Source organism: Gammaproteobacteria bacterium (genome assembly GCA_013696315.1).
GTDB lineage: Bacteria > Pseudomonadota > Gammaproteobacteria > JACCYU01 > JACCYU01 > JACCYU01.
Genome location: JACCYU010000278.1, coordinates 1 through 17,443 on the forward strand (window position 1 = coordinate 1; position 17,443 = coordinate 17,443).

General features: G+C 61.5%; 15 protein-coding genes and 1 pseudogene. 13 read left to right on the forward strand and 3 right to left on the reverse strand.

What is annotated here, in order from left to right; all coding sequences use genetic code 11:
* Together H0V34_15515 and H0V34_15520 are read right to left on the reverse strand one after the other, a co-directional pair.
* Window positions 1–2,483: hypothetical protein (locus H0V34_15515; GenBank protein MBA2493024.1), on the reverse strand; the 2,483-nt coding region annotated here is incomplete at its 3' end.
* Window positions 2,480–4,192, reverse strand: a complete 1,713-nt coding sequence (locus H0V34_15520) for an outer membrane protein assembly factor (GenBank protein MBA2493025.1) — start codon at window positions 4,190–4,192, stop codon at window positions 2,480–2,482. The genes H0V34_15520 and H0V34_15515, both read right to left, overlap by 4 nt.
* A gap of 433 nt (window positions 4,193–4,625) precedes the next feature.
* On the opposite strand from H0V34_15520, the gene H0V34_15525 reads away from it, so the two are divergent.
* The 5 genes from H0V34_15525 (at window position 4,626) to H0V34_15545 (ending at window position 11,147) form a co-directional block, all read left to right on the forward strand.
* Entirely contained in the window at window positions 4,626–5,072 is a 447-nt protein-coding gene (locus H0V34_15525) for an ATP-dependent zinc protease (protein MBA2493026.1), read from the forward strand.
* Window positions 5,073–5,110: 38 nt separating this feature from the next.
* The gene (rimK, locus tag H0V34_15530; protein MBA2493027.1) at window positions 5,111–6,016 is read left to right on the forward strand and encodes a 30S ribosomal protein S6--L-glutamate ligase; all 906 of its coding nucleotides are present in this window, start codon (window positions 5,111–5,113) and stop codon (window positions 6,014–6,016) included.
* A gap of 289 nt (window positions 6,017–6,305) precedes the next feature.
* Window positions 6,306–7,343 (forward strand): succinylglutamate desuccinylase/aspartoacylase family protein, encoded by a 1,038-nt coding sequence (locus H0V34_15535; GenBank protein MBA2493028.1) that lies wholly within the window; start codon window positions 6,306–6,308, stop codon window positions 7,341–7,343.
* 148 nt (window positions 7,344–7,491) lie between these two features.
* Window positions 7,492–10,044 (forward strand): alpha-glucan family phosphorylase, encoded by a 2,553-nt coding sequence (glgP, locus tag H0V34_15540; GenBank protein ID MBA2493029.1) that lies wholly within the window; start codon window positions 7,492–7,494, stop codon window positions 10,042–10,044.
* A 194-nt stretch (window positions 10,045–10,238) separates the two neighbouring features.
* Window positions 10,239–11,147, forward strand: coding sequence for a sulfotransferase domain-containing protein (locus H0V34_15545; GenBank protein ID MBA2493030.1), 909 nt, complete (start codon window positions 10,239–10,241; stop codon window positions 11,145–11,147).
* Window positions 11,148–11,460: 313 nt separating this feature from the next.
* Here H0V34_15545 and H0V34_15550 read toward each other — a convergent pair whose 3' ends face one another.
* Window positions 11,461–11,670 carry a hypothetical protein gene (locus H0V34_15550; protein MBA2493031.1) on the reverse strand — a complete coding sequence of 70 codons (210 nt, stop codon included), beginning with the start codon at window positions 11,668–11,670 and terminating at the stop codon, window positions 11,461–11,463.
* A gap of 241 nt (window positions 11,671–11,911) precedes the next feature.
* Between H0V34_15550 and H0V34_15555 the strand changes: the two genes are divergently transcribed.
* The 8 genes and pseudogenes from H0V34_15555 to H0V34_15590 all read left to right on the forward strand — a co-directional run.
* Window positions 11,912–12,190, forward strand: coding sequence for a DUF883 family protein (locus H0V34_15555; GenBank protein ID MBA2493032.1), 279 nt, complete (start codon window positions 11,912–11,914; stop codon window positions 12,188–12,190).
* Between the two features lie 25 nt (window positions 12,191–12,215).
* Window positions 12,216–12,650: a hypothetical protein gene (locus tag H0V34_15560; GenBank protein MBA2493033.1), complete on the forward strand. Its 435-nt coding sequence runs from the start codon at window positions 12,216–12,218 to the stop codon at window positions 12,648–12,650.
* Window positions 12,622–12,954: a hypothetical protein gene (locus H0V34_15565; protein ID MBA2493034.1), complete on the forward strand. Its 333-nt coding sequence runs from the start codon at window positions 12,622–12,624 to the stop codon at window positions 12,952–12,954. Before H0V34_15560 ends, H0V34_15565 begins: the two co-directional genes overlap by 29 nt.
* A gap of 126 nt (window positions 12,955–13,080) precedes the next feature.
* Window positions 13,081–13,782: a TVP38/TMEM64 family protein gene (locus tag H0V34_15570; GenBank protein MBA2493035.1), complete on the forward strand. Its 702-nt coding sequence runs from the start codon at window positions 13,081–13,083 to the stop codon at window positions 13,780–13,782.
* A gap of 170 nt (window positions 13,783–13,952) precedes the next feature.
* Window positions 13,953–15,356 (forward strand): annotated as a pseudogene (locus tag H0V34_15575) (FAD-dependent oxidoreductase).
* 27 nt (window positions 15,357–15,383) lie between these two features.
* Window positions 15,384–16,361, forward strand: coding sequence for an arsenosugar biosynthesis radical SAM protein ArsS (arsS, locus tag H0V34_15580; GenBank protein MBA2493036.1), 978 nt, complete (start codon window positions 15,384–15,386; stop codon window positions 16,359–16,361).
* 7 nt (window positions 16,362–16,368) lie between these two features.
* Window positions 16,369–17,058: a TIGR04283 family arsenosugar biosynthesis glycosyltransferase gene (locus tag H0V34_15585; GenBank protein ID MBA2493037.1), complete on the forward strand. Its 690-nt coding sequence runs from the start codon at window positions 16,369–16,371 to the stop codon at window positions 17,056–17,058.
* Window positions 17,033–17,443: DUF2064 domain-containing protein (locus tag H0V34_15590; protein MBA2493038.1), on the forward strand; the 411-nt coding region annotated here is incomplete at its 3' end. The genes H0V34_15585 and H0V34_15590, both read left to right, overlap by 26 nt.

Consider the following 17,443-nt stretch of genomic DNA (forward strand, 5'->3'; position numbering starts at 1 on the left):
CCGGTGAGGTCAGTCGAATCCACTTCTGTGTTGAGCTTGACCTGATAATCTTCGAGCGGACCTGACACCGTCAGTTTGCCGGACTGACTCGCCACCCGCGGTTCGGCTTCGGGCCACTGCAATTCACGCCAATTCAGCGCGAGGTCGATGTTCTGTCCCGCCCGTGTTGCCCGTCCTTCGATACGGCCGTCTTCGCCAACGCCGACATTCAGTCGGGCGCGGAGGTTCTCCGGCGTGCCGCGCACCACCATGTCACCATCGGGACTTGCGATCATCGTCTCGCCCGCGAGTGGCCAGCGCAGGTGCCGCCATTGCGCTTGCAGGTCCAGTTCAGGCTGCGCGCCCTTCAGCACGGCGCGGCCTTGCGCGCTTAGCCGCTGGTCGTTTAAGGCCGCCGCGAACTGCTCGATGGTCAGTATCTGATGCTTGAAACCGCCATCGAAATCCAAAGTAACGTTTTGTTCCTGCTCGATTCCCGCCTCCATAAACGTCAAGCCGCTCAGGGCCGCAGAAAGGCGCGCACGCACATCCTCCAGCGGACCATCGAGCGTCACTTTTCCTTTGGAACTTTCAATTTGAGCCGGGCCCGCGAGCGGCCAGCGCAGCGCCTGCCAGCCGACATCCAGATTGAAACTTGGCTGCTTATTCAATCCCACCTGCCCGGCCGCTCGCAGTCTGGTCTTCTGCTCGGCGAGGCCGAGCGCGAACTGCTCGATGCGCACTACCTGGTCTTTGAGGCCCCCGGTAAAGTTAGCTCGAAGCTGCTGTTCAGCCTCGATACCCGCACCGGACAATGCCGGACCGGCGAGCGCGGCCGAGAGTCTGGCGCGCAGGTGTTCGATACTGCCGCGCACATCGAATGCGCCGCGCGAACTTATCACCTGCGCATCGCGGGCAAGCGGCCACCGAAGCGCGCGCCAATACAGCGCCAAGTCAATCCGTTCGCCCATGCGGGTCGCGTTGCCCTCGATGCGCCCATTCTCGCCGACGCCGACGTTCAGTCTGGCCTCGAGATTCTCTGGCGTGCCCGCGAGGGTGACTTCGCCTGCCGGACTGGACACGAGCAACGGCTTGCCCGCCAGCGGCCAGCGCAGGTCTTGCCAGTTCGCCCGTACGTCGAGTTCGGGTTGTTTGCCCGCCATGACGACCCGACCCTTCGCGGTCAGGCGCTGCTCGCCGAGCGAGACGTCAAGATCGTCTATGGTGAGGATCTTGTCCGCGAAACCGCCGCGGAAACTGGTATTCAGCGTTTGCGTGTCCTTGATGCCGGCCTGCACCAGCGTGGCGCCGCTCAAATCCGCGGCGAGCCTCATACGCGCCGCATCAAGGGTGCCGTCCACGTTCAGTCGTCCCGTGGGGCTCTCGATTTGCGCCTTCCCCGCAAGCGGCCAGCGCAGTGCCTCCCAGTCGGCTTCAACATCGACTTTGGGCTGCTTGCCGCGCAACGCCACGGTACCCTGAGCATCAAGCCGCGCGGGTCGATCGGGCGACGACAGCGCCAGTCGGTCAATGGTGACGCGCTGCCCGGCCAAACCGCCGTTCAGCGCGAGGTTCAACGTTCCGTATGCTGATTCTCGCATGCTTGCGTTAACGGCTAACGCAATATCTTGCGGTTGCCCGTCAGCCTGCGCCTGCGCGCTCAAGGTGATCGGCGGCAGCGCCTTATCGATCGCTCTGAGCTCGATCTGTTCGACGTTCAAGCGCGCATTGAAGGCGGGTTTCTCCAGCGGCCTCCTGACCGTGACCTGGGCCTGTGCGCCATAAGGCGCTTGCAGACTTTGCTTGAGTTCTACCGCATCGCGCAGCGCACCCGTCAAGGCGGTGCGCCCGTGAGCGGCGGGATAATCCGGTGGTCTCGCTGTCCATCGCAGTGCGGCGTTGAGCGGATAGGCGCCACTGGCGTCGATGCGCGCGCGGCCATTGAGTGTCAGGAGCGGAGCGTCGATAGCCAGGCGGTCCACGCTTAATCGGCTGCCGACGTAGTCCGCGCTTAAAACAGCGTTGCGCAGCAATACGGGCTTTGCCTCGCGCGTGGCGCGATACGCGACGTCCTGGAGTCGGAATTGGTGCAGATGCACGTCCAGCGGCAGGTCGAGCGTCTCCGGCAGCCGGAGCGGGCCGGATTTTTTCTCCGGCGCCGGCGGTGCCGGACGCAGTTGTGTATAGCGCACGCCGTCGATACCGATCAGGTCGACGTTCAGGGCGCGTGCCCGCCATAGATCGCCCGGCGTCCAGCGCAGCACGCCCTCGCGCACCGACAGATGAAATTCGCGCGTGCGGTAATCGAGGCCGCGAATCGCCAACGGGCCCAGCAGCCGTCCCTCGAGCGCAGCGATTCTGAGCCCGTTCGGCAAAAATCCGCGCGCCAGATTCCATGCCGCGCGCGTGCCGGTGTCTGTGGCGGCGACGAATGCCAGCGTCGCGACGGCCAGCAGTACGACAACGAATACACCGAGCAAGGTGTACTTGACCAGACGCTTCACAGATCGGGTCCAATGCTAAGGTGAAAGCGGAAAGAATTGTCCGGATCGTCGAGCGGATGCGCGAAGTCCAGTCGAATCATGCCGACGAGGGAACGATAGCGCAGCCCCACGCCCACCGCTTTCTCCGGATCGGGCGTCCCGTTGAAGGCGTCGCCGGCATCGAAGAACACCGCGCCGCCGAAATCGCCAAAGAATAAATAATCGGCTTCGACCCCGGCGGCCAGCAGGTAGCGCCCGCCGACATTGGCGCCCCGCCCGCTCTGCGGTCCGATGTCCTGATAATTGTAGCCGCGCACCGTGCGATCGCCGCCGGTGAAGAACCGTTGGGACGGCGGCAGCGCGACGAAGTCGTCCACCAGCACCGCGCCCGCCTCGCTGTGCACTAATAGCCGAGAGCGCTGCGTCAACGGGAACACCGCGCGCGCCTCCGCCAGGGTACGCGCGAAGCTGGTCGACGAGAGCAGATTTCCGTCACCGCCGTGCACGTCCAGGTTCACGCTGTACCCCTTGCGCGCGAACAGCGGATCGTCGGCGCGCTTGCGCGCCAGGGTGATGCCGGGATACAGCAGGTTCTCTTCGCGGCCGGTGCCCGGGCCGAAATCGAAGTGTTCGCGCTGATAATTGAAGTAAAGCCGCCGCTGAAAGCCGCGCCAGAATTCGTTGCGGCTCACGCCCAGTATCAGTTGTTCGGTGTCGGCGTCGCCGATTTCCTCCTGCTGCAAGGTCCCAGCGATGGCGATGTTGTCCGTGGCGACGTTTTTGATCGGGATCAGATACTGCGTGCTGAACGCGTTTTTGATGGTCGAGAGCTGCAAGTCCGCGCGAAAGCTGTGGCCGCGGCGATTGATGCGCCGAAATTCGACACCCAGGCTCAGCCGCGGACCGGTATCGGTGCCGTAACCCGCGCCTACGCTGTAGCGACGCGGTCGGGTCGGTTTGGTGACCACGGTCACCGGTACGCGCTGGTTGACGGCCTCCTCCTTGTCGACCCGCAACTCGACGTTGTCGAAGTAGCCGCTGTCGGTCAACGCCAGTTGCAGGTCCAGCAGCTTGTTGGTATCGAATGGATCCTCCGGCTCGAAGTTCACGAAACGCTGCACAAACTCGGGGTTGAGCACGTCCTGCTCAATGTTGACCTCGCCGAAATAATATTTGCGACCGGTCCTGAGTTTTAAAATGATCTCCGCGCTCGCCAGGGCGGGCACGATGCGCAACTGGCTACGCCGCCAGCGGGCGTCCAGGTAGCCCGCGCCATAGACCGCGTCGTACAGCGTATTCTTGGCGCTTTCGTAGGCGCTGTGTTCCAGGCGCGCGCCCTCGCGCAGATCAATGCCCGCAAGCGCGTTGCGGACCGCGGGCTCTTCGCCGCCGGGACCATCGACCTCGATGTCGATTTTCCGCACGATGGTCGGTGGACCGGGCCGTATCCGATAGCGGGCGCTCCAGCCGTCTTCCCCGCGTTCAAGCCGCGCGCGAATGCGGGGCGCATAATAACCGAAAGGACGCAGAGCCTCTCGGATCTCGTCGGGCGCTTCGCTGTGCAACCGGCGCACGAGCCGCTCCGACGGCGCCTGCTCATCGCCCTCGTCTTCCTCAGCGATGCTCAGGAAAGCACGCACGTTCTCGGCCAAAGTGGCGTTCAGGCCGCTGACATCGACGTCGGTTATCGCCGAGGCCGGCCCGGCCGCGCATGCCCATGCAATTATCAAGAAATGTCGAAGCTGCATCCCGCTTGAGCTTTATATCCAGAGGCGCGCGCATTGCCGCGGCTGATGGGCTCGCGGTCCGAGTACTGAATCGAATCCGGAAGTAAATATCCGAACAGAGCAAACCATCAGTGACTGGCCGTCCGCGAGACCCACACCTGCGCCGCGATCGCGGGCGCAGGCACGCTTTGTTGAACGCGATTTCCCACGCGTGACGGCGAGGAGACGCACTTCATTATCAACGATAAGAGATCGCGGCGCGGTTCTCAAGCCGCGTGGCCGTTGCATCGCGGCCCGCCCGCTTCATCGACTAAACTTTTCAGATGCTTGCCGAGCTTCGCAAAAATAGTAGCATACGCGCCTTATGACGCCTTACGATCCATCAGCGCGTGCGGATGCCCCGGCCGCGCGAAAAATAAAGCGTTGCCTCTGACTCATGACGACAAAAAGTATCGCGCTCGGCTGGCGGGAGTGGATGGGGTTACCCGAGCTCGGCATCCCCCGTATCAAGGTCAAGGTGGACACAGGCGCGCGTACTTCGACCCTGCATGCGTACTATGTGCGGACATTCCAGGAGCAAGGCCGGTTGCGGGTGCGATTCGGCGTGCATCCGTTGCTGGGTCGCACCGACATAGAACGGCATTGCGTCGCGGACGTACTGCGTCAGCGTGAAGTCACCGACTCCGGCGGACACCGGGAAATGCGCGTGTTTATCTCCACGCGCGTGGTCATCGGCGCAACCGCGTTTCCCATCGAGGTCACCCTGACCGATCGTGATACGATGCGCTTCCGCATGCTGCTCGGGCGCGCCGCGCTACGTGGCGGTTTTCTGGTCGATCCCCTGCGTTCCTACGCGGCGGGCAAGCCCACGATACAAGAATGAACGCCTGACAAACCACCCTTTGAGCAAGGGGCAGCAGTTTGAAAATCGTGGTCTTATCACGGAACCGGCGACTTTATTCGACGCGCCGCCTGGTCGAGGCCTGCGAGCAGCGCGGGCACGAGGTGCGCGTGGTGGATACCACCAAGTGTTACATGGACATCGCCTCGCATCGCCCCAGCGTCTACTATCATGGCGACAAGCTGGAAGGGGTGGACGCGGTGATCCCGCGAATCGGGGCGAGCATCACCTTTTACGGCGCGGCCGTGCTGCGCCAGTTCGAGGTGATGGGCGCGTATCCATTGAACGAATCGGTGGCGATCACGCGTTCGCGCGACAAGCTGCGCTCGCTGCAGATTCTCGCGCGCGCCGGCATTGGATTACCCTTGACCGGCTTCGCACATTCGGTCGATGACACACAGGCGCTGATCAAGCTGGTGGGCGGCGCGCCGCTGGTGGTCAAGCTGCTGGAGGGCACGCAGGGCAAAGGCGTGGTGCTGGCGGAGACGCATCAGGCGGCCGAGAGTCTGATCGACGCGTTTCGGGAACTGCACGCGAATTTTCTCGTGCAGGAATTCATCAAGGAAGCCGGCGGCGCCGACATTCGCTGTCTCGTCATCGGCGACAGGGTCGTGGCCTCGATGCGGCGGCAGGCCAAGGAAGGCGAGTTTCGCTCCAATCTGCATCGTGGCGGCACCGCGCGCCTGGTCAAGCTCACGCCGGAAGAACGCTCCACCGCCGTGCGCGCCGCGCGCAAAATCGGGCTCAACGTCGCCGGTGTCGATATGCTGCGCGCGAATCACGGGCCGGTAATCATGGAAGTCAATTCGTCACCGGGACTAGAGGGCATCGAGAAGGCTACCGGCAAGGACGTGGCGGCGCTGATTGTCGCGTTCATAGAAAAGGACGCGCGCCCCCATCGCACCAAGACGCGCGGCAAGGGGTGAGCCAGGAATTCGCAGAGCGCTTTAGCTCTGCGCTGGCGAACGCCCGGACAAGGATGTCCGGGCCGGTGTTCAGAAATGCGCCCATGTCTCGCCAGGGATGGCATGCAAAAGGTTTGTATCGTCGATGTGTATCCGGCTGCTGAGCCAGGAATTCGCAGAGCGCTTAAGCTCTGCGCTGGCGAGCCGACCGGACAAGGAAGTTCGGGCCGGGGTCCACAAATGCGAGCGCAGCCAAAGATGAGCAAAGAGCAATGGATTACTGTCGCCTCATGTCACGTTAAGGTTGATGATGTCTGAGCCTTTAGTTATCCAGCGCCGCGCCGTGGTGCCTGGCAGCCGGGTAACGCTCGAGCTGCCGCTGGCGCAACTGTACACGCACACACCGCTTACCCTGCCGGTGCATATCGTACGCGGGCGCAGGGACGGACCACGGTTGTTCGTGTGCGCCGCGATCCACGGCGACGAACTGAACGGCGTGGAGATCATCCGGCGGCTGCTGCGTCACTCGAGCATCCGCCGGCTGCGCGGCACCCTGCTCGCGATCCCTATCGTGAACGTCTATGGCGTCATTCAGCATACACGCTATCTGCCGGATCGCCGTGATCTCAACCGTGCGTTCCCCGGCCAGGGGGGCGGTTCGCTGACCGCGCGTCTCGCGCATCTGTTCATGAACGAGATTGTCGAAAAATGTACACACGGCATTGACCTGCACACCGGCGCGATCCACCGCAGCAACCTGCCGCAGATCCGCGCCAACATGGAGGACGAGACCACTGCGCGTCTGGCCCACTCTTTTGGCGTACCGGTGATCATCAATGCCGACGTGCGCGACGGGTCGCTGCGCGAAGCGGCCGCGGAACACGGCGTACACATGCTGCTTTACGAGGCCGGCGAGGCGCTGCGCTTCGACGAACTCTCCATCAGCGCCGGCGTGCGCGGCATTCTCAATGTCATGCGCGAACTCCGCATGCTGACCGGCAAGCGCCGCACTCCAACCACCGAGCCTTTCGTCGCGCGCACCAGCGCCTGGGTACGCGCGCCAACCAGCGGCATCCTGCGCGCGATCGTGCCCCTGGGCGCGCGCATCAAGCGGCACGACGTGATGGGCTACATCGCGGACCCATTCGGAGAAGGGGAAATCGAGGTCAAGTCGCCGGCCGGCGGCATCGTCATCGGACGCACCAATATTCCGCTCGTGCACGAGGGCGAGGCGCTGTTCCACGTGGCGCGATTCGAAGACGTGAAAGTCGTCGCGCAACAGGTAGAATCGTTTCAGACCGAACAGGCCGAAGCGTTGTACGTGGCCGAAGTGCCACCAATCGCATGAATTCGCGATTCCAAAACTGGCTTGGAACGCGAGACACTTGCGCCCGGTCCAGATGTGGCATAAGAACGAGGCATATCTATTTGCGCAATAGACAAGCACGCTCGCCGCGAGCCGCGGCAACCAATAACAATCGCCGATGGGGGGTGACATGACTGGAACCAGATTTTCGCTCGAGGTTCGACCGGTAATCCCGACAAGCCTGAAGGGACTGAACGAGCTGGCCAATGATTTGCTGTACAGCTGGGACCGCCAGGTGAGACGGCTTTTTTCGCGGCTCGACCCGGGTTTGTGGCTGGCGTGCGGGCATAACCCCAAGGTCTTCCTGCGCCGCATTGCGCAGGCGAAGCTGCTGCAAGCCGATCAGGACCGGGGTTTCAGAGAGGATTATAACCGTGTGCTGGCGGCCTACAACTCTTACCACAAGGCGGGCCCGCGGCCGGGACTTGAGAACCTGCTAGACCCGGAAAAAGACCTGATCGCCTACTTCTGCGCGGAGTTCGGCTTTCACGAAAGCTTCCCCATCTATTCGGGAGGCTTAGGGATTCTGGCCGGCGATTATTGCAAGGCCGCGAGCGATCTGGGCGTGCCGTTCGTGGCGCTAGGCCTGCTATATCGCCAGGGTTATTTCACCCAGACCATCGATGCGCACGGCAACCAGGTCGCCAACTACACGTTGATCGACTTCGACGACATGCCGGTCTCGCCGGCGTGCGATGCCAGCGGCGCGCAGATCACAGTCGAGGTCGACATGCCGGGCCGCAAAGTCGGACTCCAGGTCTGGCAGGCCAAGGCCGGACACATCCGCTTATATCTGCTCGACAGCGATCTGCCAGCCAACAGCCAGGACGATCGCGCGATTCTTTATCGACTCTACGGCGGCGACAGCAACATGCGCATTCAGCAGGAGATGCTGCTCGGCATCGGCGGCGTGCGCGCGCTGCGCGCGCTGGGGCTCAAACCCACCGTGTGGCACATCAATGAGGGGCACGCCGCGTTTCAGATTCTGGAGCGTTGCCGGGAGCAGGTCGAGGCCGGCATGAGCTTCGAGAGCGCGCTGGAGCTGATCGCGGCCGGCACGGTATTCACCACGCACACCCCGGTAGCCGCGGGTCACGACATCTTCGATTACGATTTGCTCATGCATTACTTCAGGGATTACGTCAAACACCTGAAGATCGATAACAATGTGTTCATGCAGCTCGGCAAAACCGACGCACACCAGAATGGGTTCAACATGACGGCGCTGGCGCTGCGCGGTTCGCGCTTCACCAATGGCGTCAGCCGTATTCACGGCGGTGTCGCGTCCCAGATGGAAAGCTACGTCTGGCCGCAGATCCCGCCGGTGGAAAATCCGATCGGCTACGTGACCAACGGCGTACACCTGACGACTTTTCTGGCGCGCGAATGGGTGAACCTGTTCGACATGCGTTTCTCGGACTGGCGCGGCCAGTTGCTCAACAACGATTACTGGAACTGCATCGACGGCATACCGGACCATCGCTTCTGGAGTCTGCGCCAGGAGCTCAAGACCATGCTGATCGACGAGATCCGCGCGCGCGTGACGCGCCAGAGCCGGCGCAACGGTTACAACGACGCGCAGATAAAGCAGCTCACGCACTATATCTCCGAGCCGTCGGATATCCTCATTCTGGGCTTCGCGCGGCGCTTTGCGACCTACAAGCGCGCGGTGCTGCTGTTCTCCGATCTGGAGCGCCTGACGCGGTTGCTCAATAATTCGAAGCGGCGGGTGCTGCTGGTGTTCGCCGGCAAGGCGCACCCCAACGACAAACCCGGCCAGCAATTGATAAAACACATTCACGAATATGCGCGACGCCCTGAGTTTATGGGCAAAATCATGCTCCTCGAGGGTTACGACACGGCGCTCGCACGTCGCCTGGTCGCGGGTGTCGATGTGTGGATCAATACGCCGGAATATCCGCTGGAGGCGAGCGGCACCTCGGGACAGAAAGCGGCCATCAACGGCGTTATAAATTTAAGCGTGCTGGACGGGTGGTGGGCCGAGGGTTACAACGGCGAGAATGGCTGGGCTATTATGCCGCACGATCCGCAGCTGGAGGCGCACCAACGCAATCGCGAGGAAGGCGCCGAACTGCTTGATATTCTGGAGAATCAGGTCGCGCCGCTTTATTACGATCGCGATCATCACGGCTATTCCGTGGGCTGGGTGCGGCTGTCCAAGGCCTCGATGAAGTCCATCATCCCGCGCTTCAATGCGCAGCGCATGGTGATGGATTACGTGCGGAAATATTACACGCATGCCCGCGAACGCCAGTTTCGTCTGGCCGCGGACGACGGCGCGCCGGCGAAAGAGCTGGCGCAATGGAAGCAGCGGGTGCGCGAGCTGTGGACCGGCGTGCGCATGCGGCGCGTGGATGCGGCCGCAAACCGGGTCACCCATGGGCAGACCCTGCCGATTTCGGTCAGCGTTCACCTCAATGGACTGGAGCCCCGCGACATCGCGGTCGAATGCGTAGTCGGCAGAATACTGGAACACGACGAGTTCGACGTGCACGAGCGCCTGCCGCTGCATTTCGAGAACCAGAAGGACGAACGAGGTCACCTGTTCAGCATGGAACTGCACCCCAGCCTGTCCGGATTACAGCACTATCAGGTGCGCGCGTTCCCGGCGCACACGCTGTTGTGTCATCCCTTCGAGATGGGGTTGATGGTGTGGTTGTGAGACCACACCGAACGCCAAAGGGTGAAAGCCGAGCTACGCGTCCTTCCGACCATGGACGGCTGGAATCCAGATGCATGGAGGCGAACAACTACACTTTAAATCCAATGCGGGTTCTCGCATCCGCAGACGCTCGGTAAAGCCGCTGCTCGCGCGCGTCAAATGGGATGGGTACTAACGAAGACTTAACGGACCTTATGAATATACAAAGTGCACCAAATCGACAGTCCACCTCGGTACCTCTGACTCGACGGGCTCGAAAAGTCGTAAAAGGAGTGGGTGCCGACGGTGGTTGGGCTGTTGCAAGACTCACGGCGTCGCAAAGGCTGCTCCCGCAGTTTATCATCATCGGCACGCAGAAGGGAGGCACGAGTTCGCTCTATGAGTATCTTACTCAGCATCCGACGATACTCCCGGCGCTGAGGAAGGAGATCCACTATTTCGACACCGCAAACTTCACAAAGGGGACTAATTGGTACCGAGCTCACTTCAGTCTTCATTTGCGGAAACGCTATGTAGAGAAGTCCACCGGCGGCAGTGTGCTAACCGGCGAGGCCAGCCCTTACTATATGTTCTATCCTCACGCGCCGCGTCGGGTTGCGGAGTTGCTACCCGCGGTCAAGCTGATCGTCATGTTGCGAAATCCGGCTGACCGTGCGCTCTCGCATTATTACCATCAGGTGAGGAAGAGACGAGAATCGCTTTCTTTCGAGGCCGCACTCGAAGCGGAGGAGGGCAGGATCGGCGCAGAGCGAGAGCGGATTCTCGCGGATGAGGGTTCTTACAGCGGAGCGCACGCTATTTTTTCATATAGAGCGCGTGGCCTCTATGTCGATCAGCTCGATTCCTGGTTCAGCTTTTTCCCACGGGAGCAGTTTCTGTTTCTGGACAGCGAGGAATTTTTCGCGAATCCTGCGGCGATCTTCAAGCAGACATTGAGGTTTCTTGAAGTGCCTGATGTCGAACTTGTGCGCTACGGGAAGCACAATGCCGGCAGTTATTCAGGAATGTCCGCGCAAGTGCGCAGCCGACTGACTCGCTACTTCAGGCCGCATAACGAGAGGCTGTACGACATGTTGGGCATCGATTTCGGCTGGGATCATTGATTGACAAAGGCCGCTTACTGACTCCGACATGATGGTGATGGACCTCGACGGTAACCTGCTCAGTCGCTATCACCGGCTATCCGGGCGCAGACAATTGGCGAACAATCGCGAATAGACCACGATTAAGCATGGCCCCTATTACCGATCGTAGCAGAGCGCGCCGAGGATAACGGTCAACGGTAAGCAAATTTATCCAAAAGCATCTCAGGCTATTGATGTTTAGTTTATTGACACTAAGAGAATAAACGCTGTCGCGTCTTTAAGGCTATCCACCGCGGCACGGCGGCCGCGGTGGATAAAGGTATTGTCTGATTTACTGGTCGGTTGATTCCTCGATTTTGTCGCCGGCCCGTTCAGTTGCGTCCTGGGCTTTCTCCTTGGCGTTTTCCATTGCGTCGCCAGCATTGTCCATGGCTTCATCGACGTTTTCCCCGGCCTGTTCGGCGCTGCCTTCCGGTTCGCAGCCCGCGATGCCGATCAGTAGCGCCAGCGCCGCCGTTGCCGAAATTATCGATTTTGTCATCTTGTTATCGCCTCTAAAGTTTGTTTGTGTAACCGCAACGTCGGTTGTCAGTATGACGATCTCGAATGTTCCGTACGCAGCCGCGTTATCGGCGATGGACGGAGTTCGGTTGCTGACTTACGCGCGGAACCTCGATACTATTCCCATGCACGCCCGCCAAGCAAGCTGAAGCACGCAACCAGTGCCCGCGCGCATGCCGCCAACTGATAAACCTGCACGAATTCACGAAGAGGACACGCTCATGATTCAGGAATCCACCAATCGTACCACCGATAAAGTAGCCGCCGCGGCGCATGAAGCCGTGGATAAGATGGCCGCCAGCGCGGATCAAATCGAGGAGCGCGTGCGGCACAGCGCGAACCGCGCGCAGGACCAGGCTCGCGACGCAGCCGACCGCGCGCAGCGCATGTCCGAGGATGTTGTCACGGATGTGCGGCATTACGTGTACGAGCATCCGGTGGCATCGCTGGGGATGGCGTTCGCCGCGGGACTGGTGTTCTCCGCCCTGCTGAGACGCTAATCGATGCGCAAGGCTTGTCGCGCTCATGCGGGATAACATAAGCGCCGCGGGCGTGACGCAGGACGGTTCGGATGCAGGCCGGCATGTCGGTGGCATTGCCGGCTTGCTGAACGCCGCGATCGATTTCATCAACAGTGCGGCAGCGCTGGTCGTACTGGAAGGCCGGCTCGCGGTACTCAGCGTGATTATCATGCTGGCCGCCGGCGTAATCGCGGCCATTCTGCTGGTTAGCGTGTGGCTGTTTTTGCTGACCGCCATAGCCTTCAGCGTCGTGCGGGCCGGCTGGCCGTGGGAAGCCGTGCTGGTCGGCATGGCCATCGTGAATATCGTTGCGGCCGGTGTCTGCGCGTTTCTCATTCGGCATCTGAGCCGCAACCTGCTGTTTACCGCCACCCGGCGCACGCTGCTGAGTAAGCCTAAGGAGGCGTCGCATGATCGTGCGCAGACTCACGCGGCTTAAACGGGACATCGAGGCGCAGGAAGTCGCGATCGACCATCGGCGGCGCGTCGTCGCGGCGAGGTATGACGGTCTGGGAGCGCATTACCGCCGCCGGCTCGCGTCGCCGACCGCGCTCGTGTCCAGTTTCTCCACCGGCGTTATCGTCGGTGCCTGGATGCAGCGTTCGCGACGCGCAAGAGATTCCGGCGAGGCCAGCAGACGCGAACACCCAAGTCCATGGTGGGCGCCGCTCGCGCGCACCCTTGTCAGCTCTTTATTGCTGCAACTATTGCGCGGCGCCGGCGGCCTGTTTGATTCGCACTAGTGCCAGGCGTGACTGTCTCGGCTCGACCGCCGCGGCGCAGTTTTTGGCTGCCAACTTGACGAATTCCCGACAACTAAGGCGTCCCGCGCCGTGACTATAATCACGCGAATCTTCCGGCGCGGCGCGATGAAAAAATTGCTGCCACAGATGGTACTTGCAGGCATTTTTGTCGCCGGCGTGGCAGCGGCATTTTATTATCGGGACGAGTTCAATGTCGCCGTCATCCAGCAATGGGCGGAGCAGGCCGGGCCGTGGGCAATCGTATTTTTCATGCTCGCCTATATCGTAGTCACCGCGCTATTTCTGCCCGGCTCGGTGCTTAACCTCGCGGGCGGCGCGGTGTTCGGGCCGGTGTGGGGCACGTTTTACAATCTCGCCGGGTCCACTCTGGGCGCCATGCTCGCATTTCTGATCGCCCGGTATGTCGCCTCCGACTGGGTCGAACGCACTGCCGGCCGGCGTCTCAAGCGCCTGATCCGGGGCGTTGAGCACGAAGGCTGGCGCTTCGTCGCGTTTACGCGTCTGATGCCGATCGCGCCATTCAATTTCCTCAACTACGCGTTCGGACTCACGCGCATCAAATTGAGCCACTATCTAATTGTTACTTACATCTTTCTGTTTCCGAGCACCTTCGCGCTGACGTACATGGGCTTCGTCGGACGCGAGGCGCTGAGTGGCCAGGAAGAGAATCTGATCAGAAACTCGATGATCGCGATTACCCTGTTCGCGCTCATCGCGTACCTGCCGCGCGTGTTTATCAAGTATCGACGGGCGCGGGCCAGGCATGCCGCGCAGCGCGCGCATCTCCACCGCGCTCATTCCCGGTAACGCCTCCGCGGCGTTACAAACCGATTCCCCCAATCCGAGTCACTAAATTGCAGCGCCCAATCGCAAAGTTAATGGGTCACGTTTTCGCTGGCGCTCGATCCTGATCGAACTCGTGTTTCTGAACCGCCCGCTACGCAGGACGACAAACTCTCGTGAAAGATGAAAAGCGGGATCTTATCGTCATCGGCGGTGGCGTCGGCGGTCTGGTGACCGCCAGCGTTGCCGGTCAGCTGGGCCTTAAAGTCACCATGATCGAGCGCGGGCGCCGCCTCGGCGGCGACTGTCTGCACTACGGCTGCGTGCCCAGCAAGACGTTGATTCACAGCGCGAAGCTCGCGCACTCGATGCGTAACGCGGCGCGCTTCGGGTTGCCCGGTTTCGATCCGCGGGTGGATATCGCCGCGATCAACCTGCGCATCCGTGACGTGGTCGCACAAATCCAGCAACACGACGATCCGGAACGTTTTCGCGGCTATGGCATTGACGTACGCATGAACGCCAGCGCGCGTTTCGCCGGGCCTCAGGAAATTGAAATCGACGGCGCCAGACTGCATGGGCGCCGCATTCTCATCGCTACCGGTTCGCGGCCCGCGGTACCTGGCATTCCGGGCCTGAAGGACTCCAGTTTCATCACCAACGAAGATGCATACACCCTGAACGAGCTGCCCGACCGGCTGGTGGTGCTGGGCGCGGGACCGATCGGGCTGGAGCTGGCGCAGGCGTTTGCGCGCCTCGGCAGCCAGGTCACCGTGATCGAGGCGCAGGCGCGTCTGCTGCCGAATGAAGACCCGGACATCGCCGACGCGCTAGGTCGCTGCCTGCGCGATGAAGGCATTGTCCTGCATACGGGCATCAGCGCGGAACGGGTGAGAAGCCACGATGACCGCACCACCGTACGTTGCAGCGACGGCCGGGATTTTGAGTGTGATCGGCTGCTGGTCGCGGTCGGCCGTCGGCCGAACATAGAGGACCTGAACCTCGAGGGCGCGGGCATCGAGGTTAGCCCTAAGGGCATTATCGTCGACCAGCGCATGCGTACCAGCAACAAGCGGGTGTACGCCTGCGGCGACGTGACCGGGATCATGCCGTTTACGCACGTGGCCGAATACCAGGCCGGTGTGGTGATCGGCAATGCGCTGTTCGGCGTGCCGAGAAAGGCGAACTATCAAGCGATACCGTGGGTGATCTTTACCGATCCCGAGTTCGCGCGCGTAGGGAGTAACGAAACTCAGGCGCGTGGCGCCGGACTAAGCATCGACATCACGCAATTCGAATTCCGCAACGTCGATCGGGCGAAGGCGGAAGGTGCGACCACGGGATTCGTGAAGCTAACTCTGCACAAGGGGAAGGTCATCGGCGCGAGCATAGTGGGGCCAAACGCGGGCGAACTCGTGCACGAGCTTGCCCTGGCGGTCGCGAAGAAACTCAAAGCCGGCGACCTGTCGAATGTGGTGCACGCCTACCCGACCCTGGCCGAGATCAACCGCCGCGCCGCCAACGCCTATCTCGCACCCAGGCTGTTCAGCCCTGTAGCTAAAAAGCTGGTCGCCCTCGTCAGTCGATGGATTCCCTGAAGATAGAGATAAGTTAAGGATCGTGAAATGCGCAAGATGATGCCGCTGCTGAAGCACACCGATTTTCCCACTATCCGCCGTGGCAAGCTCGACACCTTGCAGATCAACGTCGGCTACAAGTGCAATCAGGCCTGTTTTCACTGTCACGTAAACGCCAGCCCCAAACGCAAGGAGATGATGTCGCGCGAAACGATGGAAATCGTGCTGGCGTTCGTCAAGGATCCGAGGATCACGTCGGTGGACATCACCGGCGGCGCGCCCGAGCTGAATCCTCACTTTCGCGAAATGGTCACGCGTCTGCGTGGCATGCGCAAGCGCGTGATCGATCGTTGCAACTTAACTATCCTCGAAGAACCGGGCTTTGAGGAAATGCCCGCTTTCCTGGCCGACAACGGCGTGGCGATCACCGCTTCCCTGCCCTGTTACTCCGAGGAAAACGTCAATCAACAGCGCGGCGATGGCGTGTACGCGGCCAGTATTCGTGCTCTCAAAAAACTGAATGTGCTGGGCTATGGCAGGCCGGATACCAATCTCGAACTGAATCTGGTATATAACCCGATCGGACCGCACCTGCCGCCCGCGCAGGCAGGGTTGCAGACCGCTTATCGACGGGAGCTGGCCAGCCGCCATGGGATCGAGTTTAACCAGTTGTTCACGCTTGCCAACATGCCGATAGCGCGCTTTGGCAGCACCCTGGTATCGAAAGGCCAGTTCCGGAACTATATGGCCCTGCTGCGCGGCGCGCACAGCGACGATAATCTCAGCGGCGTGATGTGCCGCAATCTGATCAGCGTGGATTACGGCGGCTATGTCTACGACTGCGATTTCAATCAGATGCTGGGCATACCGTTGTACGCCGCTTCGTCCCGCAATAGCAAACGCCCACGCACGCATCTGCGGGATCTGATCGATCATGACCTCGAAGGTAACCCCATCATGGTCGCCGACCATTGTTACGGCTGCACGGCCGGCCAGGGCAGCAGCTGCGGCGGCGCGCTTCAGTAACAGTTCGATGCGGCTGTCCGTCATTATTCCCGCGCTGAACGAAGCCGCCGGCATCGTCCGGACCTTGCAGTCGTTGCAGGCGCTGCGGACCTGGGGTCACGAGGTTATCGTGGTTGACGGCGGCAGCCAGGACGACACGTTAAAGGTTTGCCGGCCGTTCGTGGATCGCCTGCTCCGCGCGCCGCGCGGTCGCGCCCGCCAGATGAACGCTGGCGCGGCAGTCGCTAGCGGCAATGTGTTAGTGTTTCTGCACGCCGACACCATACTGCCCCGCTCCGCCGACCGCGCGATCCGCATGGTGTTGCACAAGGGCAGCCGCTGGGGCCGCTTCGATGTGAAGCTGTCCGGCCGTCGATGGTTATTGCGCCTCGTTGAACGCACGATGAACCTGCGTTCGCGCGTGACCGGTATCTGCACCGGCGATCAGGCCATCTTCGTGCGCCGCCAGTCGTTCGAAAAAATAGGCGGTTTCAAGAACATCGAGCTGATGGAAGATATCGCGCTAAGCCGCGCGCTGCGTCGTCTGGGCCGGCCGGCGCGCATCAAGTGGAAAGCCGTGACGTCCAGCCGCCGCTGGGAAAGCGAGGGCATCGCGCGCACCATCGCCAGAATGTGGTTGCTGCGACTGGGCTATTTCCTCGGCGCCGATCCCGCACGTCTCGCGCGACGTTATGGCGTCCGCATCCCGGCCGTTTGATTCGCATACCGCCGCTCGGCTGCTGGTTTTCGCCAAGGCCCCCGTTCCCGGTCTGGTCAAGACCCGGATGATGCCGGGCTTGAGCGCGGGCGAATGCGCGCGGCTGCACCGACGTTTGGCTCTGGGTACGCTGATAACCGCGACCACTGCGAATCCGTCTCCCGTGGAACTCTGGTGCGCGCCGAATTGCACACATCCGTTCTTCAGTGCCTGCGCCCGGCGCTTCGGCGTGGGTATGCACCCTCAGCAAGGCACAGACCTCGGCGAACGCATGTATCTGGCGCTGGCCGCCACGCTAAAACAGAACGACTTCGCCATCATCGTCGGCTGCGACTGCCCGGCTCTGCGCGCGCGTTACCTTGAGCAGGCTTGGCGTGCGCTGGCC